This window comes from Brucella sp. IR068 (assembly GCF_049065885.1).
Lineage (GTDB): Bacteria > Pseudomonadota > Alphaproteobacteria > Rhizobiales > Rhizobiaceae > Brucella > Brucella intermedia.
In genome coordinates this window covers 1-21,896 of record NZ_JBAKHE010000024.1, presented here as the reverse complement: position 1 = coordinate 21,896, position 21,896 = coordinate 1, and the positions used below count along the sequence as shown (strand labels likewise).

Here is a 21,896-nt window from a genome sequence, read left to right as displayed (position 1 = left end):
TGCGCGGCAATCAGTTCTTGTCTTCTGGAAATACCGGCAGCGGCAGAACGTCGACACCGTCTTCGAGCAAGGAATGCACATCTTCGCGCGAGGCTTCACCGTAGATGCCACGTGTTTCGGCTTCGCCGAAATGGATCTTCCGGGCTTCCTCGGCGAATTTGTCGCCGACATAATCCGCGTTCTCGCGAACCTTGCGACTCAATTCCCGCATCTCATCCAGTATCTGTTTCTGCGTGTCGCCCAGCGCCATGGCAATCTTCTCCTTGCCACGGCTTGTCGAAACGGCCGGCGCCATCAGCGATTTCTGGACCGCTTGCGAATTGCATACCGGGCACGCGACCAGCTTCATTCCCGACTGGCGGTCGAAATCGGCATTGTCGCGAAACCAGCCCTCGAATTCATGGCCCTGATCGCAATGAAGCGAAAAGCGGATCATGGAATTTATGCGTCCTCTTTCTGTTGGGCGGAGCAAGTTCGTATATCGAACTCCCGCGCATTCTTCAGGTTCGGGATCTTGGCGCGTGCGGCTGCGCTTTCCGCCACGTCGATGTCGGCCAGGATGACACCCGGCTCATCGTGATCGGCTTCGGCGAGAACCTTGCCCCATGGCGAGACGATGATCGAATGGCCATAGGTTTCGCGCCCGTCCTCATGCAGGCCACCTTGCGCGGCCGAGATCAGGAATGCACCATTCTCGATGGCGCGCGCACGCTGCAAAACGTGCCAGTGCGCCTCACCGGTCTGCTTCGTAAAGGCCGCCGGGCCGGTAATCACATTGGCACCGGCAAGCGCCTGCGCGCGGAACAATTGCGGAAAGCGGATATCGTAGCAGATCGCCACGCCGAGATTGGCAAAAGGCAGTTCGGCAATAATGGTTTCCCTGCCCGGCTCGTAGGTCGCTGATTCGCGCCAGCTTTCACCATTATCCAGATCGACGTCGAACATATGGATCTTGTCATAGGTCGCGAGTTTCTCGCCAGAAGGCGTGAAAATTCCGGCGCGATTGGCGATCTTGCCGTCACCCGCATCGATGGCGGTTGAACCGATATGCAGGAAGATGCCGTGCTTCGCCGCCAATGCAGAAGCAGCCTTGAAAACCAGATCATTGGCTTCGTCACGCAGGCTGGCCTTGAAGGCGACCCGATCGCGCATCATCGCGCCGGTCATCTCCGGCGACTGCACATAAGCCGCGCCCTTCGACGCCGCCTCAGCGACGAATTTCTCCAGGGTCTCGACGTTGCGGACGACGTCGGTACCCGAACGCATCTGTATTGCGGCAGCGCGGAACGTGCTCATCGGTTTCTCCCAATAACCTCAGTTCAATTGGCCAGTCTCGAGCAGGCCGTCGAGTTTTCCCTGATCTTCGAGCGCGTGAAGATCGTCGCAGCCGCCGACGTGAACCGAACCGACGAAAATCTGGGGGAACGTATTGCGCCCGGAACGCGCCTGCATTTCCGCGCGCAATTCCGGCGTCGCTCCCGCATTGATTTCATTGAATTCCACGCCCTTGCGAGTCAGCAATTCCTTGGCCATGGTGCAATATGGGCAACCGGGGCGCGTGTAGATGGTAACGTCAACCATGAAAAACTCCATTCTTTGCCCACTATATAAGCGGCAAAGGTGCCCACTGGAAGCCCCGAAGCTTTTCACGAGCTAGTGTTGAGGGTGAGCCCTAATCCGGCAGAACGCGGCTGAACGTCAGCACGTCAACGCTTCTTGCGCCGCCACGCAGCAAGGCACGCGTCACCGCCTTGACCGTCGCGCCAGTGGTGTAGACGTCATCGATCAGCAGGACCCGGCGCCCGCGAACATGAATCTCATGTTCCTGCGGCACGCGAAACGCGCCGTCCACATTGCGCTTTCGTTCCTTGATGCCGAGGCCGATCTGCTGTTCCGTCCTGCGTACCCGCTTGATGCCTTGCGGCGCGAAGGGTTTCATCTCCAGTTTCGCCAGGGCACGGGCAAGTTCCGCCGACTGGTTGAACCGCCGCTGCCAGAACCGCCAGCGATGCAGGGGCACCGGCAGGATCACATCACATTCGTCCAGCATTTCGCGGCCCGCGCGCTGCATCCAGCGCGCCATCCAAGGGGCCAGATCAGTCCGGTCATGAAACTTCAGCGAGACCGCCATGCGCTGTGCCGCCCCCCGATGCAGAACCGCGGAGCGGAGCCGCCGGAAAGGCGGCGGGTCGGCAATCGCCTCCGCACTCATGAAATTCTCGCCGAAATCGTGGCTGAAAGGTATGCCGAGGACGGGACAATAGGGCCTTTCGATAAAGCGCAGTTCCGGCCAGCATTTCGGACACAATGTCCCCGGTTCGGACACATGCATCCGGCAGCCGATGCATGTCGGCGGGAACAGCGTATCCGCCGATGATCGGACAGCCCTGCCGACAAGCTGCCGAAGCCCTTGGCCAACGCTGCGCAAAAAGGTTTGATGCGTTCTGTCGTCATCCGCCATTGCATTCGCCCCCGTTCGAATGCATCTATCCCCGCAACGATTGTACTGAACCTTGCTCGAAAGAGAAGACGGAATCCATGCCTGCGCCGACCGATGATAACGCGATCTTCGATCGCGATCTCCTGCTCTCGTTTCGCCGCCGCGCCTTTGCTCGCGCCGAACCCGGCGCGGATTTCCTGTTGCAGCGCATCGCCGACGATCTCGCCGACCGCCTCGACGCTGTAGAGCGCCGTTTTCCCTTAGCCGTCGATCTCGCTGGCCATACCGGCGCGGCGGCGGCGGCCATTGCCCGGTCCGGCAAGGCCGACCTGATTGTCCGCATCGAACGCGACAGGGATTTTTTGCAAGGCCCATTCCCGGCTATTGTCGGTGATGAGGAAATACTTCCGCTGAAACCCGCCAGCGCCGATCTTGTCGTCTCGCTGATGGCCCTGCACGCGACAAACGATACGCCGGGCGCCATGGTGCAGGTTGCCCGAGCGCTGAAACCGGATGGGCTTTTTCTGGCTGCTTTGTGTGGCAGCGGAACGCTTGGAGAACTCCGCGAAAGTCTTCTTCAGGCCGAAATCGAACTCACTGGCGGTGCTTCACCGCGCATTTTTCCGTTCCCGGACGTACGCGATGTGGGCGGCCTTCTGCAACGCGCAGGCTTCGCTCTGCCCGTAACGGATGTCGACAACATCACCGTGCGCTATGATTCGCTGTTCAACCTGATGGCCGACCTGCGCGCCATGGGCATGCAGAACATCCTGCGCGACCGTTCCAGAAAGCCGGTATCGAAACGCTTGTTTCTGCGCGCCGCCGAAATCTATGCCGAACGGTTCTCCGACCCGGACGGGCGCATTCGCGCCACTTTCTCCGTCATCTGGCTGTCGGGCTGGGCGCCGCATGAATCGCAGCAGAAGCCGTTGAAGCCGGGCTCCGCAAAGGCATCGCTGGCAGAAGCGCTCAAAAAGGCAGAAGAAAACTGATCAGCAATCGCCGCGGTGACTGCCATCGGCCTCGATGATGCAGACGGAGTCGGGGCTTGGCTGAAGCACGCTCTTGCGCACCGTATAGGTCTGGCCTGGTGCGTGGGGCTGGGCGCTGGCGTCACGCTTGATCGAACCGGTCATGGTGCGGTCAATCCCGGCAGGCAACACCGATTGAGCCGCGATCTTGTTTGCCTGATCGTTGAGGATCGGCACGATGATCAACGCCAGGGCGACAACGGCAGAGCCGAACAGCAGCACAACGCGCAGGATTCCACGACCAGCCTTGGTCAGCGGCTTGGCCGTATATTCGTTGTGATCGGCGCTAAAATAATTGTTGTCGAAACTCATGCTTCAAGACTCCGGGGCAGCTCGTAAACGAGAATGCCTCAACGGAGTGAATCATAGATTAACCGGCCAGCGGAATCGTAAGATATTGCCAACCTTTTTCCACAGCTGGCGCAGGCAGTTGGCTTAGAGCAGATCAAGCAGGAAAGGGATCAGCGGTTCATCGGCCGGCGGCATCGGATAGTCGCGCATATCCTTCGGGCGAACCCATTTCAGCGCCTGCCCCTCGAGCCCCCGCGCAATGCCTTCATAACGGCGGCAGACATAGAGCGGCATGAGCAGGTGGAAGTCATCATAGGTGTGGCTGGCGAATGTCAGCGGCGCAAGGCAGGCCACTTTCGTGGTGATGCCGATTTCTTCCTGCAATTCGCGGATCAACGTTTCTTCGGGCGTCTCGCCCGGCTCTACCTTGCCGCCGGGAAACTCCCACAGCCCGGCAAGCTGCTTGCCTTCCGGGCGTTGCGTCAGCAGAACCCGGCCATCCGAATCCACCAGCGCGCAAGCCGCCACCAGAAGAATGCGGCGTCCCTTCACCTCGGTCATTTCTCGTTGCTCTCCCGATAGGCATAGCGATAGGCTTCCTGAAAGCCGAAGCTTTCGTAAAGTGCAAGCCCGGCCACATTGTCCGCCTCGATTTGCAGCCATGCGGTCTTTGCGCCAAGCTTTGCCGCCCATTTGAGCGCCGAACCGACAATCGCATGCCCGTGGCCCTTGCGCCTTGCATCACGCAACGTTCCGACATCGAACAGGCCCGCCATCACGCCGTCCTGCACGCAAAGCAGGTTGGAGACGGCGCGGCCACCTTCCTCCAGCACGAACATGCCCTTGTTCGGACGAACATTGTTGAGAAGCTCGGAGAAGCCGGGGCGCATGTCGTCCGGCCTTTCATGGATGGACAGCGAAGCGTCCACGAAACGGCCGACATCCTTCAGGGGTATCTGGTCAATCGCGCCCGACAGATCGAGTTCCTCGAGGTTGGCGGTCATCACGATGGTTTCGTCCCGGCGCTTCCAGCCGAGCCCCTCGAGATAATCCTCCAGCTCGCGCGGCGCGAGCGGGGAAAGCCGGAAGCAGGGAATACGGCCATAGGCGCGGAAACGCTGCGCGGCCAGTTCAACGCGTGTGGGAATGTCGCGCGTGTCGCCGGGGTCGAGCGGATTGATCGAGTTGAGACGCCGCGAGGGATGCGCTGCCGTCATGCGTATCGCCCATGTGCCGTCATAGTGGACAGACGTGGCAGGCCAGGCACGGAAGCCGACGGCTTCAAGCTGGCGTACGATAGCAAGGCTTGGGGTGCCGGGTTTTTCCATCACTTCGATCAACTTCTGTAATCGCCGTTGATGGCAACATATTCCTTGGTGAGGTCGCAGGTCCAGACGGTTGCCTTGCCCTTGCCCATCCCCAGATCGATGCGAATGCGAATATCCTCGCCCTGCATATAGGCGGACGTCGCAGCTTCCGAATAGGCCGGATCGCGCTCGCCCTGATGCGCAACGCGAATATCGCCGAACCAGATGGCAAGCCGGTCGCGGTCAGCCGGTTCGCCAGCCTTGCCGACGGCCATGACCACGCGGCCCCAATTGGCGTCTTCGCCGGCGACAGCCGTCTTGACCAGCGGCGAATTGGCGATGGAAAGTGCGATCTTCTTGGCGGAAGCCGCAGACTTTGCGCCTGTCACTTCCACTTCCACCATCTTGCGGGCGCCCTCACCGTCGCGCACGACCAGCAGCGCCAGCGATTTCAGGAGACGGCCCAGCGCCTTCTTGAATTCACCCAGCCGCTTGTCGGCGGGGTCGGTAATCTCCGGCGCACCGCGTTCCGCCGCCGTGCCGGTGGCGAACAGCATCGAGGTGTCCGACGTGGATGTGTCGCTATCCACCGTCACCGCATTGAAGGTGGACCCAACGCCCTTCGACAGAAGGCTTTGCAGCACATGCGCCTTGATCGGCGCATCGGTGACGACAAAGGAAAGCATCGTCGCCATATCCGGCGCGATCATGCCTGCGCCCTTGGCGATACCGTTGATCGTGACCGGCACCTGACCGAGCAGCACCGTTTCGGTGGCAACTTTCGGATAGGTATCGGTGGTCATGATCGCCTTGGCGGCTTCCGTCCAGAAATCCTCGACCGCGTCCCTGTTCATGTCGCCAAGCAGATGGGCGAACTTGCCGGCATCGAGCGGTTCGCCGATCACGCCGGTCGAGGCGAGAAAGACATCCGTCGTGGCGCAGCCGACAGCCTTGGCGGCGGCTTCGGCGGTTGCTTCCGTCGCCGCGCGACCCTTGATACCGGTAAAGGCATTGGCATTGCCGGAGTTGACGACAACCGCACGGGCCTTTCCGTGCACGAGGTTGCGGCGGCAAAAATCGACAGGCGCCGACGGACAGAGCGAACGGGTAAATACGCCAGCGGCTTCCGCCGGTCGGTCGAAGACCATCAGCATCACATCCGTTCGGCCCTTATACTTGATCCCGGCAGCAGCGGTGGCGATGCGCACGCCATGGACAACCGGCATTGTAGGATAGTGTTTTGGTGCGAGCGGAGAAACTGACGCGGACATATGTGCCTCAATGGGATGCGGTTTCGTAGAAGACCCGGAAATCGCAATACCATCAAATGGCTATTACGTGTTTTCGGATTCAAAAGCCTGACGCGCGCATTGGAAAGGTTTGCGATCTAAAATCAAGCGGGAAACGCAGGATCGAAATAAAAAACGCCCCGGCAAGCCGGGGCGTCGATGCTTGAAGCGGGATTTACTGCTGTGGAGCAGCTTCTTCCGGCGCGTCGTCCTTGTCCGCGCCTTCCTGGGCAGCGGCAGCGTCCTTCATGGCTTTCTCGACAGCCGGGTCCTTGTAGTCGATCTTCATGCCGTCACGCAGCTTCTTGACGGTTTCGACATAACGCTCGCGCATGATGATCGAACGGATCTGGTCCTTGACCTGATCGAATGCCGGAGGCTGCTTGGTGCGACGATCTTCGAGCTGGATGACGTGGAAGCCGAACTGGGACTGGACCGGCTCCTTGGTGTATTCGCCCGGCTTCAGCGCAAAGGCGGCCTTTTCAAATTCCGGTACCATCTGGCCTTCGGTGAAGTAACCGAGGTCGCCGCCATTGGAAGCCGTGCCGTCGGTCGAGCTTTCCTTGGCGAGGTCCTCGAACTTGGCGCCGCCTGCAAGCTTCTTGATGATGGCTTCGGCTTCTTCCTTGGTCTTCACGAGGATGTGACGCGCGCGCACTTCCACCTGCGGCGGCATGGCGGCGATTTCCTTGTCGTAGCGCGCACGCACATCGTCATCGCTGATCTTGTCGACAACAGCGTCCTTGAAATATTCGTTATGGAGAGCGCGCTCACGCAGGAATTCCATGCGATCCTTGAATTCCTTCGACTGATCGAGCTTTTCCTTTTCCGCTTCGCCAGCCATTGCCTTGATATCGATCAGGGCAGCGAGCGCGGCCAGACGGCGCTGCTCGGCAGGAAGGCGCGAGAACTGCGGATCGAGATCGCCTGCAGCCTGGTCGACTTCACCGACAGTGATGTCCTTGCCGTTGACGGTCGCCAGAACCTTGGTCGGATCTTCTTTTTCCGCGGGAGCGGCAGCAGGCTTTTCCGTACCCTGGGCGGCATCCTGTGCGAATGCTGCGCCAGAGTAGCTTGCCAGCGCCACCGAGGCCGCCAGAGACATGCCGACGACAGCGAGAGCCTTGCGATAAGGGGCTTTCAGAATGGCTTTCATATGGAATTCTCTCCTTCGTGACCGCTTACGGGCCCGATGAATGCGGCGGAATTTGGCCCGGACACCTCCAATATTACGACAAAGGAAAGGTTTTCCAGCCTTTAGAGCAACGTTGACATCGCCCGAAGCCCCTCTTATCTGTCCTTCGGCTTTACGTCCAGTAAGGGGCGGGGGAATTGCGCCGGAAATGCGCCGTATCTGGCAGCTTTCGCAGCGCAGTTTTCTTGCAATTGTTTCAATACGCGTGAATAAAGCATTCGACATTGCCGGAAGCGCTTCCGGCTGAACGGACAGGAAAGGACCAGTGATGGTCAGCTTTGGCGGCCTCGCCCGCAAGATATTCGGTTCATCCAACGACCGCCGCGTGAAAATCCTGCGCCAGCGGGCCAATCAAATTACTGCTATCGAGAAGAATTACGAAAATCTTACCGATGAGCAGCTGCAGGCCAAGACCGCGGAATTTCGCGCGGCGCTGGCTGGTGGCAAAACGCTCGACTCCATTTTGCCCGACGCTTTTGCGACCGCGCGTGAGGCCGCAAAGCGTGTGCTCGGCATGCGCCCGTTCGACGTGCAGCTGATCGGCGGCATGGTTCTGCACGAGCGCGGCATCGCCGAAATGCGTACCGGTGAAGGCAAGACCCTGATGGCAACGCTGCCGGTCTACCTCAACGCGCTTGAGGGCAAGGGCGTGCATGTGGTGACGGTCAACGACTACCTCGCCAGCCGCGACGCTGAAACCATGGGCAGGCTCTATAACTTCCTCGGCCTGACCGTCGGCGTCATCAAGCACGGACTCGACGACGATGAGCGCCGCGCGGCCTATGCCTGCGACATCACCTATGGCACCAATAACGAGTTGGGCTTCGACTATCTGCGTGACAACATGAAGTATGAGCGCGCCCAGATGGTGCAGCGCCCGCACAATTACGCCATCGTCGACGAAGTGGACTCGATCCTCATCGACGAGGCGCGCACGCCGCTCATCATTTCCGGCCCGCTGGAAGACCGTTCGGATTTCTACAATCTCATCGACACCTTCATTCCAGCCCTTGAGCCGGACGATTTTGAAATCGACGAGAAGCAGAAGACCGCCATCTTCACCGAAGTCGGTACAGAGAAGGTTGAACAGCTTCTGGAAGCTGCGGGCCACCTCAAGGGTGAAAGCCTCTACGACATCGAGAATGTCGCGGTCGTTCACCATCTGAACAATGCGCTGCGCGCCCACAAGCTGTTCCAGCGTGATAAGGACTACATCGTCCGCAATGACGAGATCGTCATCATCGATGAATTTACCGGCCGCATGATGCCGGGCCGCCGCTATTCGGAAGGTCTGCACCAGGCACTGGAAGCCAAGGAACACGTGACCATCCAGCCGGAAAACCAGACTCTGGCATCGATCACGTTCCAGAACTACTTCCGCATGTACAACAAGCTGTCGGGCATGACCGGCACGGCTGCGACGGAAGCGGAAGAATTCGGCAATATTTACGGCCTCGAAGTACTCGAGATTCCGACCAATCTGCCGGTTCAGCGTATCGACGAAGACGATGAAGTCTATCGCACCGTCGAAGAAAAATACCGCGCCATCGTGCGCGATATCCGCGCCTCGCACGAAAAGGGACAGCCGATCCTCGTCGGCACGACCTCGATCGAAAAGTCGGAACAGCTGGCAGAACGCCTTCGCAAGGAAGGCATCAAGGAATTCCAGGTCCTGAACGCCCGCTATCACGAGCAGGAAGCCTATATCATCGCGCAGGCCGGTGTGCCGGGAACGATCACCATCGCCACCAACATGGCCGGTCGCGGTACCGATATTCAGCTCGGTGGCAATCTGGAAATGCGCGTCCGTCAGGAACTCTCCGACGTGCCGGAAGGTCCCGAGCGCGAGGCGAAAATTGCTGCAATCAAGGCCGACATCGCGCAATTGAAGGAAAAAGCCCTGGCCGCGGGCGGGCTTTATGTTCTCGCTACCGAGCGCCACGAAAGTCGCCGCATCGACAACCAGCTGCGCGGCCGTTCGGGCCGTCAGGGCGATCCGGGCCGCTCAAAGTTCTTCCTGTCGCTGCAGGACGACCTGATGCGCATCTTCGGTTCCGACCGCATGGACAGCATGTTGCAGAAGCTCGGCCTCAAGGAAGACGAAGCCATCGTCCATCCCTGGATCAACAAGGCGCTTGAAAAGGCGCAGAAGAAGGTCGAAGCGCGCAACTTCGAAATCCGCAAGAACCTTCTGAAATACGACGACGTAATGAACGATCAGCGCAAGGTGATCTTTGAACAGCGTCTGGAAATGATGGATGAGGAAGACCTGACCGAGACCGTCGGCGAAATGCGCCATGAGGTCATCGAGGACATGGTCGCCCTGCGCATCCCCAAGGACGCCTATGCGGAAAAGTGGGATATTGCCGGTCTCAAGGAAGACATCATCTCCAAGCTCAATCTCGACCTGCCGGTGGAGGATTGGGCCAAGGAAGAAGGCATCGCGGAAGAAGAATTCGAGAACCGCATCAAGGAAGCCGCCGACAAGGCTGCTGCCGAAAAGGCCGAACGCTTCGGCCCGCAGATCATGACCTATGTCGAGAAGTCGGTCATCATGCAGTCGCTGGACAATCTCTGGCGTGAGCATCTGGTCAATCTCGACCATCTGCGTTCGGTTGTCGGTTTCCGCGGTTACGCCCAGCGCGATCCGCTGAACGAATACAAGACCGAAGCGTTCGAACTGTTCCAGTCGATGCTTGCCAATCTGCGCGAAGTAGTCATCTCGCAGCTTATGCGCGTCGAGATCGTTCGTGAAGCGCCGCCTGAGCCCGAATTGCCGCCGATGACCGGCCGTCATATCGACGGCACGACCGGCGAAAACGATTTCGACGAAGCGGCCTGGGCGGAACACCAGCATGACGACCGCAACGTGCCTGCCGCCGAACGCGATCCAGCCGATCCACGCACATGGGGCAAGGTCAGCCGGAACGAAGCCTGCCCTTGCGGCTCCGGCAAGAAATACAAGCACTGCCACGGCGCTTTCGAGTGATGTGAGCCAAGGCTTCCCGCCTTCTCCAATTCATGAACCCCGGCAAGCCAATTGCCGGGGTTTATTGTTTCAGCGGCAATGCATATCGCTACGGTTGACGAGCAGTTCTATGCTTGTTTCATTTTAGATGATTCAAATATAGATACCGTTTAGAAAATACTCACCATTCCTTGAAGTCTTCCGACCTTCGGAAGATTAGACTTTTTCTTTTTCTCTTTATAAAGAACTCCTGTCTAAGGTTTCCCTGCGCGTCGCAGGCAGCAAAGCACAGGCGTGAAAAGCCGGCTTGTCCGGCGCATAACAAGCAGGCCCGAAGAGACCTGCAAAGACAGGGTTGGCAAATAGTGCGGTTTTCGGCAGCTGAAACGGCGAGCCGGTTCTTACCCGGCAGGATCGCGGCCAGGCTTCGTCCCGTGACGGAGCGGCTGGATGCCGTGCTTGCGGATAGCGGACCGCAGGCCAGCGCACAGCGCTCTTCCCTCGTCGCCTTTTCGGTGCGCGTGGCAAGCGCCGGCATTGCTCTTGTGTCTCAGGTCATTCTGGCGCGCTGGATGGGCGAATTTGAATACGGCGTTTTCGTTCTCGTCTGGCTGGCCATGATCATCATGGGCGATCTGGCCTGTTTCGGACTGCATACGACCATCATCCGTTTCGTGCCGGAATATGTGCAGCGCCAGTCATTCGGCCTAGTACGGGGCATTATAGCCACCGGACGCGTTTTTGCTTTCACAGCCGCTACACTCATCGCGCTTATGGGGACGATCCTGCTGCTTCTGCTCAAGGACCATGTTGCGAGCTATTATCTCGTGCCATTCATCCTCGGTTTCATCTGTCTGCCGATGATTGCGCTCGGCAATATGATGGACGGCATTGCGCGCTCGCGCACCTGGGTCATGATGGCGCTGACGCCAAGCTATATCGTCCGTCCGATCCTGGTTCTCCTGTTCATGGTCATCACGCACCAGGCCGGGCTGCCCTCCACCGCGACCACCGCCCTGGCTTTGTCGATCGCGGCGACCTGGATAACGACCATCGGCCAATTGCTGACGGTTGACCGTTCGTTGAAAAACGATATCCCCGCCGCAGCGAATGAGCAGCATTTTGGCGAGTGGATCAAAGTCTCCCTGCCAATTTTTCTGGTGGAGGGTTTTTTCTTCCTCCTCATCAATGTCGATGTTCTGATGGTCGGCCATGCACTCGATCCCGAGCATGTGGCGATCTACTTTGCAACGACGAAGATCATGGCGCTCGCCCATTTCGTTTATTTTGCCGTCAAGGCCAGCGTCGCCCAGCGTTATTCCGACCTGCTTCACAGCGGTGACCGCGCCGCGTTTGCAAGCTTTGCCGAAGCATCCGTTCGCTGGACATTCTGGCCGACGCTGTTTCTCGGCATCATCATCCTGCTAATGGGCTATCCGCTTCTGCGGCTTTTCGGTCCCGCCTTTACCGCCGGCTATCCGCTTCTGTTCATCCTCATCATCGGGGTGATCGCGCGCGCCAGCGTGGGTCCGGCGGAAAGCCTCCTCAATATGTCGGGGAAGCAGAATATCTGCGCGCTCCTCTATGCCGCGACACTTGCCGTCAATGTCATTCTCAACCTGGTGCTGATACCGCAGTTCGGCCTGACGGGAGCTGCCGTCTCGACCGCCATCGCCATGCTGATGGAGGCCGCGCTTCTCTCGACCGCCGTGTCACGCACCCTGCACATAACCATGTTCATTCTCATTCCACGAGACCGTGCCAAGACCTCGGAGGGAACTTCGTAATGGCCGCGAAACCTTTGCTCGAAGAATCGGCAGGCGGAAATGCCGCCCACATCGTTTCGGAACTATCCGAGAGCGGCGTGGCGCATGAAGCCATCAAGAAGATTGAGGAGAGCCTGCACAGTCGCGACATACCGCGCAAGCTCGCGATCTATGGAGCGGCCGCAGGCTTTGAACTGCGCGATGAACTCGATCACCTGAGCAACCGCACGGTCGAACCGAACGTCTTCTTCAATGCGCGGTTTCTGGCGCCTGCCATGCCGCGCCTCGAAGATCGGGAAGTACGCTTCATGGTCATGCGCGACGAGAACAAAATCCGCAGCCGCCTGCGTTTCGTCATGCCCTACACGATCGAGCGTCCCGGCCTGCCGCTTTCAACGCCCGTCATCCGTGCCTGGTCGACGCCGTTCGGGCCGCAGGGCACGCCGCTGATCGATCAGGACGACCCGGTTGGCGTGTTGGAAGACCTGTTCGACATTCTGGCACGCAGGCACCTCAAGATGCCCGACGTGCTTGTCCTGCCGGAAATGCGGGCTGACGGCCCGGCGGCAAGACTGATCCGTTCGGTCGCAGTAGGCCGGCAATTGCCGCTGGTGGCCATTGAGCAGAAAGAGCGTCCATTTCTCGAAAGCGATCTGGATGGCGACGCCTATATCAGGCACGCCATCGGCTCACATCATAGGCGAGACTATAATCGCTTGTGGCGCAGGCTGGCGGAAAAGGGTGAACTTGCCTATCGCGTCGCCCGCACGCCCGACGAAGTCCGCCATGCGTTCGAACATTTCCTGACCCTTGAGGCGAGCGGCTGGAAGGGCAAGCGCGGCACCGCCATGGCCGTCGACCGGTTTCGTGCCGCCTTCGCCCGCGAGGCGGTGAACAATCTGGCCGAGCGTGACTGCGTGCGCGTGCATACGCTTGAACTGGACGGGCGGGTCATCGCCATTCTGATCGTCTTCACGGTTTCAGGGGAAGCCTGGACCTGGAAGACGGCCTATGACGAGAGCCTGAACGCCTGGTCGCCCGGCGTGCTTCTGATGATCGAAGTCGTGAAGAACCATCTCAACGATCCCAACATCAACCGCACCGATTCCTGCGCGGTGCCTGACCATCCGGTCATGACGCGCCTGTTTGATGCACGTGAAACGATCGAAACTCTGGTCATCGGGCTCAATCCGGCGACCGACAAGCTGGTCCGCCAGGCCGCGTCGCAGATCCACCTTTATCAGCGGACACGCAATCTGGCCCGTATCCTGCGCAATCGCATCCGCAGCATCGCCGAAAGAAAATAGGGCCAGATTGAAGCAACCTTAAAAAAGCCTAGAAATCACTGTCCTGAATCTCCGATCCCCGAATTTACCGGGCAATAGATGTTGCGATTGCGGTTTTGCGGAAGCCCTGCGAAGCTCCCCATTATGGTTCATCGGCCGGTAGCGGCCAAATCGGATTTGAAGGTTCAGGAATGCGACTTCCACGCCCGTCCATTGCCAGCGGTACGCTTTGCGTCCTGACTGCGATCTATCTCCTGGCCTTCACCAACACTTCTTTCTGGCATCGGTTGATCACCTATTTTTCCGATCATCCGCAAAAGCTCGTTGTCGCGGCGGCGGCCATCCTCCTCATCCATATCGCAGTGCTGATGGCTTTCTCCGCAAAGTATGTCATCAAGCCGGTTCTCCTTTTCGCGGTATGGGTCGCCGCCGGCGGGTCCTATTTTACGGATACTTTCGGCACGATCATCGACCGGAACGTGGTCGAGGCAACGTTTACAACGACAAAGGCCGAGTCGGGCCATCTGGTAACGACTGGCTTCCTGCTGCATATGCTGCTTTACGCCGTCATTCCCTCGCTTCTCATCATCTGGGTCCGCGTGAAACACCGGCCATTGCTGCAGAAGCTCATGGTCAATACCGTTTCGATCATCGCCTGCCTTGCGGTCGCAATCGCGCTGATCGGTTCCGACTATGGCAGCTTTTCCTCGATGTATCGCGAACATCGCTCCGACATCATGGAACGATTGATGCCCGGAACGCCGATCAAGAGCACGGTGCAATATATCGCCCATGACCTGTACGACAGGCAGATCGTGATGCAGCCGCTGGGTCTGGACGCCAGGCAGGCGCTGCCACCAGCAGCCTCCGGCAAGAAGCTCCTGACGGTCATCGTGGTGGGGGAAACAGCCCGCGCCAAGAATTTCAGCCTTTACGGCTATCCGCGGGAAACCAATCCCGAGCTGAAGCAGCAGGATATTGTCACCTTCACGAACACGACGAGCTGCGGCACCGACACTTCCGTTTCCGTGCCGTGCATGTTCTCCCCCTTTCCGCGCAAGGAATATTCGAGCTCAAAGTTCCATGGCTCGGAAAATCTGATGGATTTGCTCAATCATGCGGGTGTGCAGGTTTCGTGGTACGAAAACAACACGGGAAGCAAGGGCGTTTCAGACCGCATACCGACGGTCGACCTGCAGAATTCGAACAATGCGCAATATTGCGAAGGCGGCGAATGTCTCGACCAGATTCTGGTCGACCAACTGCGCGATCACCTGAAGGACGTCAGCGGCAATGCCACGATTGTTCTCCATATGACCGGCAGTCACGGACCATCCTATTATCGCCGCTATCCGCCGGAATTCGCCAAGTTCAAACCTGAATGCCGCACAAGCGAATTTTCCGATTGCACCACGGACGAGATCGTCAATGCCTACGACAATTCGATCCTCTATACCGATCACATATTGTCGGAAATCATCAATGTCCTGAAAGCCAGCGAAGACCGTTTTGCTCCAGCCATGATCTATATGTCCGATCATGGCGAATCGCTGGGTGAAGACGGCCTTTATCTACACGCAGCGCCCTATTTCATCGCCCCTGACGTCCAGACTCATATCCCGTTTGTCGCGTGGTTCTCACCAGACTATGCGAATGCCACCAAACTCGATACCGCCTGCATAAAACAGGATGCGGCCGCGCCCGCCTCGCATGACAATCTGTTCCACACGGTCATCGGCATGATGGGCGTGAAGACCTCGGCCTACGACCCGGCGCTCGACCGCTTTGCCAGTTGCCGGAAAGCCAATGTCGCGGCTTCGAACTAGAATGCCCTGGATCGCACGAACACTGTCAATTATGCCAGCCAGACCAATGATTTGAGCCATACGGCAAAGCGTGATACACTTCGTTTTGGGAGAGCGCATGGACAGGCGGAAGAGGAGGTCCGCACCGGTGCAATCCGGCACTTTGAACAAGTGCTTGAAGCCCGGATAATTATAAGCTTCCGTCTGGCTCAAACGCTATCGCGCCCTCCCGGGGAAGGAGATGCGCCATGGAATATTTTCACTATATTAGCACGCTGGATTACGTCCTGCTGGGCTTCATCGCCCTGCTGGTCTTCTGGAATCTGGTCGAAGCCAGCCTGCGCAGATAAACAGGCCGGCTGTCTCGCAGCCGCGCCGAACCCATAAGGCCTGTTGCGTATAACGCCGCGGGAACGAAGTTTTGAGCGAGCGCGGCCGTGCTGACAGGCGGCCGGAAGGGTGGTGTGTCGCCACTTCCATGCCTTGATAGCCATTGGCCTCAAGAGCGGTGAAAGCTGCACTTTTGAGCAATTGACCTTGTTTCGTTTAGCCGGTATATCCCAACTCGCTGTCCCTTTGGACCATATCGAACTGCTTCGGCAGCAACGTGCGGGTGTGGTGGAACTGGTAGACGCGCCGGACTCAAAATCCGGTTCCGAAAGGAGTGTCGGTTCGATTCCGACCACCCGCACCATCTTGCAAACAATTATCCGAAACCGTTCTCCCCAGAGCATTTCCAGCAAAAGTGTGAAACGGTTTTGCGTTGGATAATGCGATAAAACAAATAGTTAGAGCGGTTCCGGCGATTCTGTTAGAACAGGAACCGCTCTAGCGAGCCTGAGCGCACAGCAGTGGGGATCGAGAAGATTGTCAGAGGACGCTCTGGCAACTTTAGTTTGCTTATTCTCTCCATATCGACAACGATGGTGCCGTTTAACACTTCTGGGATATTCGCGCAGGAGGAACCGTCACCATGGATGACACCCACCCCTTTCAGGGACCACAGTTGCAGAATGCGCATTATGAACGTGCGGATATGTCGGGCTCGAATTTCGATGGCGTGGATTTGTCCGGCTCAAAGTTTTTTGCCGTTTTGACCAAGTCAAAGTTTGTCGATACCAATTTGAGCGACGCTGATTTCGACGATGTCAATCTGGCAGGGGCGCGCCTTCATAATATCAATCTGACCGGTGCAACAATTACGAATGCCAACATGAGCGGCTTGGCTATAAGCGGCGTGACTTTGGCACATACGAATATAACCGATGCAGACTTGACCGGTATGCGGATAAACGGCGTTCTCGTCTCCTCTCTGTTCGAAGCGTACGAAAACGCGCGTTCCTTGGACTAACTGCTGAGGAAAGCAGCAACAAACCGGTCGCTGCTTTCCGTCGCATCATGAATCACGCCGCTTCGAGCGCTTGCGCGAGGTCGGCGATAAGATCGTCGGGATGCTCAATGCCGATGGAAAGCCGGATCGTCGATTCCAGCACGCCGATGCGCTCCCGCACATCAATCGGCACGCCGGAATGGGTCATCGCCGCAGGATGGCTCGCAAGCGATTCCGTGCCGCCGAGACTGACTGCCAGCTTCAATATCTGCAGCGCATTCAGGAAGCGGAATGCCGCCGCCTGCCCGCCCTTGATATCGAATGAGAATGTCGACCCGGCACCGGTGCATTGACGCTTGAACAGTGCTCCAACATCCGAATTCTCGTCCTCGAATGGAAGATAGTGCAGCTTCTCCACCTTCGGATGATCGCGCAGGAATTCCGCGATAGTGTGGGCGTTGCTGTTGGCGCGCTCCATGCGAAGTCCAAGCGTTTCAAGCGAGCGCCCCAGCATCCAGCATGAATGCGGATCAAGCTGCGTACCGATGGCGCCGCGCAGAGCCTTGACCTGTCTTACAACAGTCTTGGCCCCCAGCACCGCGCCGGCGATCAGATCGGAGTGCCCGCCGACATATTTGGTCAACGAATAGACCGAAAGATCGGCGCCGTGATCGAGCGGCTTCTGATAGACGGGCCCCAGCAGGGTGTTGTCGCAGGCGATGATCGGGCGATGCCCCTGCCTTTGTTCGATTTTTTCCGCAACGCGCCGGATGGCGGCAATATCGACAATACTGTTGGTAGGATTTGCTGGCGTTTCGATGAGGATCACCGAAACACGGCCCTTGCGAACGGCTTCTTCGGCTGCCTCTTCTATCGAGGCCTCATGCACACCATCGGCAAAAGCGACGGCTTCGACGCCGAAATTGAGAAACGTTCTTGCAAGGAGCGTTTCCGTGCCGCCATAAAGCGGTTGCGAATGCAAAATGACATCGCCGGGCCGCACGAAGGCAAAAAGCGTCGTGGCAATAGCCGACATGCCGGACGAAAACAGCGCGCAGCTTTCGGTGCCTTCATAGACCGCGAGGCGATCTTCAACGATCTCGCTATTGGGATGATTGAAACGGGAATAGACGAGACCGGCGCCGACACCGGCGGGCGGCTCCTTGCGGCCGGAAACGAAATCGAAGAAATCGCGCCCGTCCTCGGCGGTCTTGAAGACGAAAGTCGAGGTCAGGAAAACCGGCGGCTTGACCGCTCCTTCGGAAAGTTCCGGGTCATAGCCATAATTGAGCATCTGCGTTTCAGGATGCAGCGGATGATTGCCCAACATGGTCTTTGAAGGCCGTGGCGCAGTCATGAATACCTCCTTGAGAAAATCCTCCTGTCCGCATTCGGACAGGAGGAGCTTAACAGAGGTTTTCGGGAATCTTCTTGCGTTGTTTCGCGGTTCGGTGAAATCGCTGCAATGCCGGAAGATGCCTGTCCGGTGGAAATGCCTCGATTACTTGATGACCAATACCGGCACGGTGCTGAGTGACAGAACCTCCGCCGCCTGACTTCCCAGCAGCAATTTGTTCACGCCGCGCCGGCCATGCGATGCAATGACGATCAGATCGGCATCCCTGGCTTTCGCGGCCTCCACGATGCCCTGCGCCGGTGATTGATTCTCGATATGCACAGCTTCAGCGCTGACGCCAAGCTCCGTCGCCTTCACCTTGGCTTTCGACAGGATTTCCGTCGCCGCTTTGGTGATAGCCTCGCGATATTCCTGAAACGCCGCCGGGCTCGACGCCCATTCCGCTGCGACGACAATGCCGTAGGAAGGCAAAAGCTCCGTCACGGAAACGAAGATTACCTTCGCACCTGTTTCCTTCGCAAGCGCCACGCCCTGGTCAACGCCTTTTTCGGCAAGTTCCGATCCATCGGTTGCGATCAATATGTTCTTGTACATTCGTGCTCTCCTGGCTGCCTGAGACCCGAAGATGCGCGCGTCCCGGTCGGGGTGCATTGACGCGGATCAATCGAGCATTATTCAAGGCTAATACGCGCTCTCCCAATTATGATGGAATTTACTCCTAATTTTCCCGATTATACAGAATAAACTTCCAAACTCGTCCCCTCACGCGCACATGATCAACTATGCTTTTGCGCAGTTTCCTCTTAAACTTCGCGTGACAAAAAGGGAGATCACGCCATGAACAAGCCCCTGAACGAACCGCAAGCCGGTAAAACCGCAGGCCGTGGCCGCATTTACGATTCAATCCTCGACACAATCGGCAATACGCCTCTGGTACGCATCGACAAGTTTGCCGAGGAAAAGGGCGTGAAAGCGAACCTTCTGGCCAAGCTCGAGTTCTTCAACCCGCTGGCGAGCGTAAAGGACCGCATCGGCCTGGCGCTGATCGAAGCGCTTGAACGCGACGGCAGGGCCGTGCCTGGCAAGACGGTCTTCGTCGAGCCGACATCCGGCAATACCGGCATTGCGCTTGCCTTTGCGGCAGCAGCCAAGGGCTATCGCCTTATTCTCACCATGCCGGAAACCATGTCGGTGGAGCGCCGCAAGCTCCTCAAGCTGCTCGGTGCGGAACTGGTGCTCACGGAAGGTGCCAAAGGCATGAAGGGCGCCATTGCCGAGGCGGAAGCGATTGCTGAAGGCAATCCGAACGCAATCATTCCCCAGCAGTTCGAAAATCCCGCGAACCCCGAAATCCACCGCCTTACCACGGCGGAAGAAATCTGGAACGACACCAATGGTGAAGCGGATATCCTGATTTCGGGTATCGGAACCGGCGGCACGATTACCGGCGTCGGTCAGGTCATCAAGGGGCGCAAGCCATCGTTCAAGGTGATCGCAGTCGAGCCGAAGGATTCACCCGTGCTTTCCGGCGGCACCCCGGGCCCGCACAAGATTCAGGGCATCGGCGCAGGTTTCGCGCCGAAAACGCTCGACACCAGCATCTATGATGAGATCGTCCAGGTTTCCAATGAGGACGCCTTTGCCAATGCACGCCTGCTGGCCCGCCTTGAAGGCATTCCTGTCGGCATTTCTTCCGGTGCCGCGCTGACGGCCGCCGTCGAAATCGGCAAGCGGCCTGAAAATGCCGGCAAGAACATCGTCATCATCATTCCATCCTTTGCCGAACGCTATCTTTCAACGGCGCTGTTCGAAGGCCTGGAATAAGCCGCATCTCGTGGGGTAGCCAAAAACAAAAGCCAGAGCGGACAACCGTTCTGGCTTTACTTTTTTCATGCCAATCCGCTTGCCGGGCAAACGGAAGCTCAGGCGCTCATGTCAATGATGCGTACGCGCAGCGCAAGCAGGACCTGGCCCGCGCATATAGTGGCGCTCGGGCCTGTAGCTCGGTGCGACGAACTCACGGATGACATTAACGCTGTCACGCAGCTGAACAAGAATGCTCATCGTCTTAACCTTCGTCAAAAACACGCTATTCGGAATGGATGCCCTTCGTCCAATCGGGACGATGAAACGTTTTTCATTTCCGAACATCTTAATGAAAACTTTAACAATCAAAGATGAATAAGCCCTGAACTCATATGGTTAAGGGTAAGCTAATGGTAAGGATGTTGAAGCTTTTCCACAGCCTCCCGAATTGTCGCCACAATTGAAAAAGGCCGGTTCGATCCGGCCTTCTCCATGAAAACAATTGTTCGCCTTAGCGCGTCGGAACCGGATGCTCGCCGCGATAATCGTAAAAGCCACGGCCTGCCTTGCGTCCGAGCCAACCAGCTTCGACATATTTGACCAGAAGCGGACATGGCCGGTACTTGGAATCCGCCAGCCCGTCGTGCAGAACCTGCATGATGGAGAGACAGGTGTCGAGGCCGATGAAATCGGCGAGTTGCAGCGGTCCCATCGGATGGTTGGCGCCAAGCTTCATGGCCGTATCGATGGCTTCGACGCTGCCCACACCTTCATAAAGCGTGTAGATGGCCTCGTTGATCATCGGCAACAGGATACGGTTGACGATAAAGGCCGGGAAGTCTTCGGCAACGGTTATCGTCTTGCCAAGCGCCGTCACGAAATCGTTCGACTTGCGGAAAGTTTCCTCATCCGTTGCAATGCCGCGCACCAGTTCGACAAGCTTCATCACCGGAACGGGATTCATGAAGTGAATGCCGATGAAACGCTCCGGGCGATCGGTTGTGGATGCAAGGCGCGTGATCGAGATCGACGACGTGTTGGTGGCAAGGATCGCTTCAGGATTCAGAACCGAACAAAGCTGCGCGAAGATCTTGCGCTTGACGGTTTCGTCTTCCGTTGCCGCCTCGATGGCCAGATCGACGCCCGCCAGATCCTCCATGGAATTTGCCGGACGGATGAGCTTCATCGCGGCTGCGCGCTGATCTTCCAGCAATTTGCCCGATGCGACCTGGCGCGCCATGTTGCCATTGATGGTGGCGATGCCCTTTTCCAGCCGGTCCGCTGCCGCATCGTGAAGAAGCACATCGAACCCGGCCAGCGCGCATACGTGAGCAATGCCGCTGCCCATCTGTCCTGCGCCGACCACCCCTACCGTCTTGATTGCCACGATCATAACTCCTTCATTCAGCCGCTCCACAACAGAGCCGAGGCCGAGAGCATATGCTCTAACTTTTGTTCTTACGCATAATCCGACGCAAAACCGCTTCGCACTTTTGCTGGAAATGCTTCAGTATACCAATTCTGCCTGAGACAGATACAGCCCTCATTCAGCGAAAGCAAAATCAGCGCTTCCTTGCCCACCCCCCCCAAACAGAAAGCGGCGGGACTGGCCCGCCGCTTTCTGGTCGATTAAAGCGCTTTCTGCAGTTCCGGCAGGACGGTAAAGAGATCACCGACGAGGCCATAATCGGCGACCTGGAAGATCGGCGCTTCCTCATCCTTGTTGATGGCGACGATGACGCGTGAGTCCTTCATGCCCGCCAGGTGCTGGATCGCGCCGGAGATACCGACCGCGATGTAAAGGTCCGGTGCAACCACCTTGCCCGTCTGGCCAACCTGCCAGTCGTTCGGCGCATAGCCGGCATCGACGGCTGCACGGCTGGCGCCGACTGCGGCACCCAGCTTGTCGGCAACCGGCAGGATCACTTCCTGGAACTTTTCGGCAGAACCAAGCGCACGACCGCCCGAGATGATGATCTTCGCCGAGGTCAGTTCCGGACGATCCGATTCCGAAAGTGCATTGCC

Annotated in this window: 20 protein-coding genes and 1 tRNA gene; 8 read left to right on the top strand and 13 right to left on the bottom strand. The window is 58.0% G+C overall.

Features of this window, described 5'->3' with window-relative positions; all coding sequences use genetic code 11:
• Nucleotides 1-10: 10 nt before the first annotated feature.
• The 4 genes from ACOWVS_RS22255 to ACOWVS_RS22240 form a co-directional block, all read right to left on the bottom strand.
• Nucleotides 11-436 carry a DUF1178 family protein gene (locus tag ACOWVS_RS22255; RefSeq protein ID WP_021586571.1) on the bottom strand — a complete coding sequence of 142 codons (426 nt, stop codon included), beginning with the start codon at nt 434-436 and terminating at the stop codon, nt 11-13.
• Between the two features lie 5 nt (nt 437-441).
• Nucleotides 442-1,296, bottom strand: a complete 855-nt coding sequence (locus ACOWVS_RS22250) for a carbon-nitrogen hydrolase family protein (protein ID WP_075041793.1) — start codon at nt 1,294-1,296, stop codon at nt 442-444.
• 18 nt (nt 1,297-1,314) lie between these two features.
• Nucleotides 1,315-1,581: a glutaredoxin 3 gene (grxC, locus tag ACOWVS_RS22245; protein WP_025092179.1), complete on the bottom strand. Its 267-nt coding sequence runs from the start codon at nt 1,579-1,581 to the stop codon at nt 1,315-1,317.
• Nucleotides 1,582-1,672: 91 nt separating this feature from the next.
• Nucleotides 1,673-2,461, bottom strand: coding sequence for a ComF family protein (locus tag ACOWVS_RS22240; RefSeq protein WP_063620385.1), 789 nt, complete (start codon nt 2,459-2,461; stop codon nt 1,673-1,675).
• Between the two features lie 77 nt (nt 2,462-2,538).
• Between ACOWVS_RS22240 and ACOWVS_RS22235 the strand changes: the two genes are divergently transcribed.
• Nucleotides 2,539-3,432, top strand: a complete 894-nt coding sequence (locus ACOWVS_RS22235; RefSeq protein WP_063620384.1) for a methyltransferase domain-containing protein — start codon at nt 2,539-2,541, stop codon at nt 3,430-3,432.
• Here the strand turns inward: ACOWVS_RS22235 and ACOWVS_RS22230 are convergent, their stop codons facing one another.
• From ACOWVS_RS22230 to ACOWVS_RS22210, 5 genes are all read right to left on the bottom strand, one after another.
• On the bottom strand, nt 3,433-3,783 hold the full coding sequence (locus tag ACOWVS_RS22230) for a hypothetical protein (protein ID WP_063620383.1): 351 nt from the start codon (nt 3,781-3,783) through the stop codon (nt 3,433-3,435). It abuts the gene before it with no gap.
• 123 nt (nt 3,784-3,906) lie between these two features.
• Nucleotides 3,907-4,323: an 8-oxo-dGTP diphosphatase MutT gene (gene mutT / locus ACOWVS_RS22225; protein WP_006467893.1), complete on the bottom strand. Its 417-nt coding sequence runs from the start codon at nt 4,321-4,323 to the stop codon at nt 3,907-3,909.
• Nucleotides 4,320-5,090, bottom strand: a complete 771-nt coding sequence (locus ACOWVS_RS22220; RefSeq protein WP_031346633.1) for a GNAT family N-acetyltransferase — start codon at nt 5,088-5,090, stop codon at nt 4,320-4,322. Before ACOWVS_RS22220 ends, mutT begins: the two co-directional genes overlap by 4 nt.
• Nucleotides 5,091-5,098: 8 nt before the next feature.
• Nucleotides 5,099-6,340, bottom strand: a complete 1,242-nt coding sequence (gene argJ, locus ACOWVS_RS22215; RefSeq protein ID WP_075041794.1) for a bifunctional glutamate N-acetyltransferase/amino-acid acetyltransferase ArgJ — start codon at nt 6,338-6,340, stop codon at nt 5,099-5,101.
• Between the two features lie 193 nt (nt 6,341-6,533).
• Nucleotides 6,534-7,514, bottom strand: coding sequence for a peptidylprolyl isomerase (locus ACOWVS_RS22210; RefSeq protein ID WP_021586579.1), 981 nt, complete (start codon nt 7,512-7,514; stop codon nt 6,534-6,536).
• A 307-nt stretch (nt 7,515-7,821) separates the two neighbouring features.
• Here ACOWVS_RS22210 and secA point away from each other — a divergent pair, with 307 nt between their 5' ends.
• The 6 genes from secA (at nt 7,822) to ACOWVS_RS22180 (ending at nt 16,729) form a co-directional block, all read left to right on the top strand.
• The gene (gene secA / locus ACOWVS_RS22205) at nt 7,822-10,542 is read left to right on the top strand and encodes a preprotein translocase subunit SecA (protein WP_063620381.1); all 2,721 of its coding nucleotides are present in this window, start codon (nt 7,822-7,824) and stop codon (nt 10,540-10,542) included.
• A gap of 344 nt (nt 10,543-10,886) precedes the next feature.
• Nucleotides 10,887-12,308 (top strand): lipopolysaccharide biosynthesis protein, encoded by a 1,422-nt coding sequence (locus ACOWVS_RS22200; RefSeq protein ID WP_063620380.1) that lies wholly within the window; start codon nt 10,887-10,889, stop codon nt 12,306-12,308.
• Nucleotides 12,308-13,594, top strand: a complete 1,287-nt coding sequence (gene bspF / locus ACOWVS_RS22195) for a type IV secretion system effector crotonyl transferase BspF (protein WP_063620379.1) — start codon at nt 12,308-12,310, stop codon at nt 13,592-13,594. Before ACOWVS_RS22200 ends, bspF begins: the two co-directional genes overlap by 1 nt.
• 170 nt (nt 13,595-13,764) lie before the next feature.
• Complete coding sequence (locus ACOWVS_RS22190) at nt 13,765-15,399, top strand: phosphoethanolamine transferase (protein ID WP_075041795.1); 1,635 nt, start codon at nt 13,765-13,767, stop codon at nt 15,397-15,399.
• 588 nt (nt 15,400-15,987) lie between these two features.
• Nucleotides 15,988-16,072, top strand: a tRNA-Leu gene (locus tag ACOWVS_RS22185).
• A 279-nt stretch (nt 16,073-16,351) separates the two neighbouring features.
• Nucleotides 16,352-16,729, top strand: a complete 378-nt coding sequence (locus ACOWVS_RS22180; protein WP_075041796.1) for a pentapeptide repeat-containing protein — start codon at nt 16,352-16,354, stop codon at nt 16,727-16,729.
• 52 nt (nt 16,730-16,781) lie between these two features.
• Here the strand turns inward: ACOWVS_RS22180 and ACOWVS_RS22175 are convergent, their stop codons facing one another.
• Both ACOWVS_RS22175 and ACOWVS_RS22170 read right to left on the bottom strand, forming a co-directional pair.
• A complete protein-coding gene (locus ACOWVS_RS22175) occupies nt 16,782-18,065 on the bottom strand; it encodes a cystathionine gamma-synthase family protein (RefSeq protein WP_075041797.1) in 1,284 nt (427 codons plus the stop codon).
• A gap of 144 nt (nt 18,066-18,209) precedes the next feature.
• Nucleotides 18,210-18,659 (bottom strand): universal stress protein, encoded by a 450-nt coding sequence (locus ACOWVS_RS22170; protein ID WP_006472247.1) that lies wholly within the window; start codon nt 18,657-18,659, stop codon nt 18,210-18,212.
• A 243-nt stretch (nt 18,660-18,902) separates the two neighbouring features.
• Here ACOWVS_RS22170 and cysK point away from each other — a divergent pair, with 243 nt between their 5' ends.
• Nucleotides 18,903-19,889, top strand: a complete 987-nt coding sequence (gene cysK / locus ACOWVS_RS22165; RefSeq protein WP_006467904.1) for a cysteine synthase A — start codon at nt 18,903-18,905, stop codon at nt 19,887-19,889.
• A gap of 493 nt (nt 19,890-20,382) precedes the next feature.
• On the opposite strand, the gene ACOWVS_RS22160 is transcribed toward cysK, so the two are convergent.
• Together ACOWVS_RS22160 and ACOWVS_RS22155 are read right to left on the bottom strand one after the other, a co-directional pair.
• On the bottom strand, nt 20,383-21,258 hold the full coding sequence (locus ACOWVS_RS22160; protein ID WP_025092165.1) for a 3-hydroxybutyryl-CoA dehydrogenase: 876 nt from the start codon (nt 21,256-21,258) through the stop codon (nt 20,383-20,385).
• Nucleotides 21,259-21,500: 242 nt separating this feature from the next.
• Nucleotides 21,501-21,896: electron transfer flavoprotein subunit alpha/FixB family protein (locus ACOWVS_RS22155; RefSeq protein ID WP_420973146.1), on the bottom strand; the 396-nt coding region annotated here is incomplete at its 5' end.

Bases quoted from the DNA above. Each gene is read 5' to 3' on its own strand.
- cysK (WP_006467904.1), top strand. From the start codon at position 18,903: ATGAACAAGCCCCTGAACGAACCGCAAGCCGGTAAAACCGCAGGCCGT.
- ACOWVS_RS22180 (WP_075041796.1), top strand. From the start codon at position 16,352: ATGGATGACACCCACCCCTTTCAGGGACCACAGTTGCAGAATGCGCAT.
- ACOWVS_RS22240 (WP_063620385.1), bottom strand. From the start codon at position 2,461: ATGGCGGATGACGACAGAACGCATCAAACCTTTTTGCGCAGCGTTGGC.
- grxC (WP_025092179.1), bottom strand. From the start codon at position 1,581: ATGGTTGACGTTACCATCTACACGCGCCCCGGTTGCCCATATTGCACC.
- ACOWVS_RS22210 (WP_021586579.1), bottom strand. From the start codon at position 7,514: ATGAAAGCCATTCTGAAAGCCCCTTATCGCAAGGCTCTCGCTGTCGTC.
- ACOWVS_RS22235 (WP_063620384.1), top strand. From the start codon at position 2,539: ATGCCTGCGCCGACCGATGATAACGCGATCTTCGATCGCGATCTCCTG.
- ACOWVS_RS22190 (WP_075041795.1), top strand. From the start codon at position 13,765: ATGCGACTTCCACGCCCGTCCATTGCCAGCGGTACGCTTTGCGTCCTG.
- ACOWVS_RS22250 (WP_075041793.1), bottom strand. From the start codon at position 1,296: ATGAGCACGTTCCGCGCTGCCGCAATACAGATGCGTTCGGGTACCGAC.
- ACOWVS_RS22175 (WP_075041797.1), bottom strand. From the start codon at position 18,065: ATGACTGCGCCACGGCCTTCAAAGACCATGTTGGGCAATCATCCGCTG.
- secA (WP_063620381.1), top strand. From the start codon at position 7,822: ATGGTCAGCTTTGGCGGCCTCGCCCGCAAGATATTCGGTTCATCCAAC.
- bspF (WP_063620379.1), top strand. From the start codon at position 12,308: ATGGCCGCGAAACCTTTGCTCGAAGAATCGGCAGGCGGAAATGCCGCC.
- ACOWVS_RS22220 (WP_031346633.1), bottom strand. From the start codon at position 5,090: ATGGAAAAACCCGGCACCCCAAGCCTTGCTATCGTACGCCAGCTTGAA.
- argJ (WP_075041794.1), bottom strand. From the start codon at position 6,340: ATGTCCGCGTCAGTTTCTCCGCTCGCACCAAAACACTATCCTACAATG.
- mutT (WP_006467893.1), bottom strand. From the start codon at position 4,323: ATGACCGAGGTGAAGGGACGCCGCATTCTTCTGGTGGCGGCTTGCGCG.
- ACOWVS_RS22230 (WP_063620383.1), bottom strand. From the start codon at position 3,783: ATGAGTTTCGACAACAATTATTTTAGCGCCGATCACAACGAATATACG.
- ACOWVS_RS22255 (WP_021586571.1), bottom strand. From the start codon at position 436: ATGATCCGCTTTTCGCTTCATTGCGATCAGGGCCATGAATTCGAGGGC.
- ACOWVS_RS22170 (WP_006472247.1), bottom strand. From the start codon at position 18,659: ATGTACAAGAACATATTGATCGCAACCGATGGATCGGAACTTGCCGAA.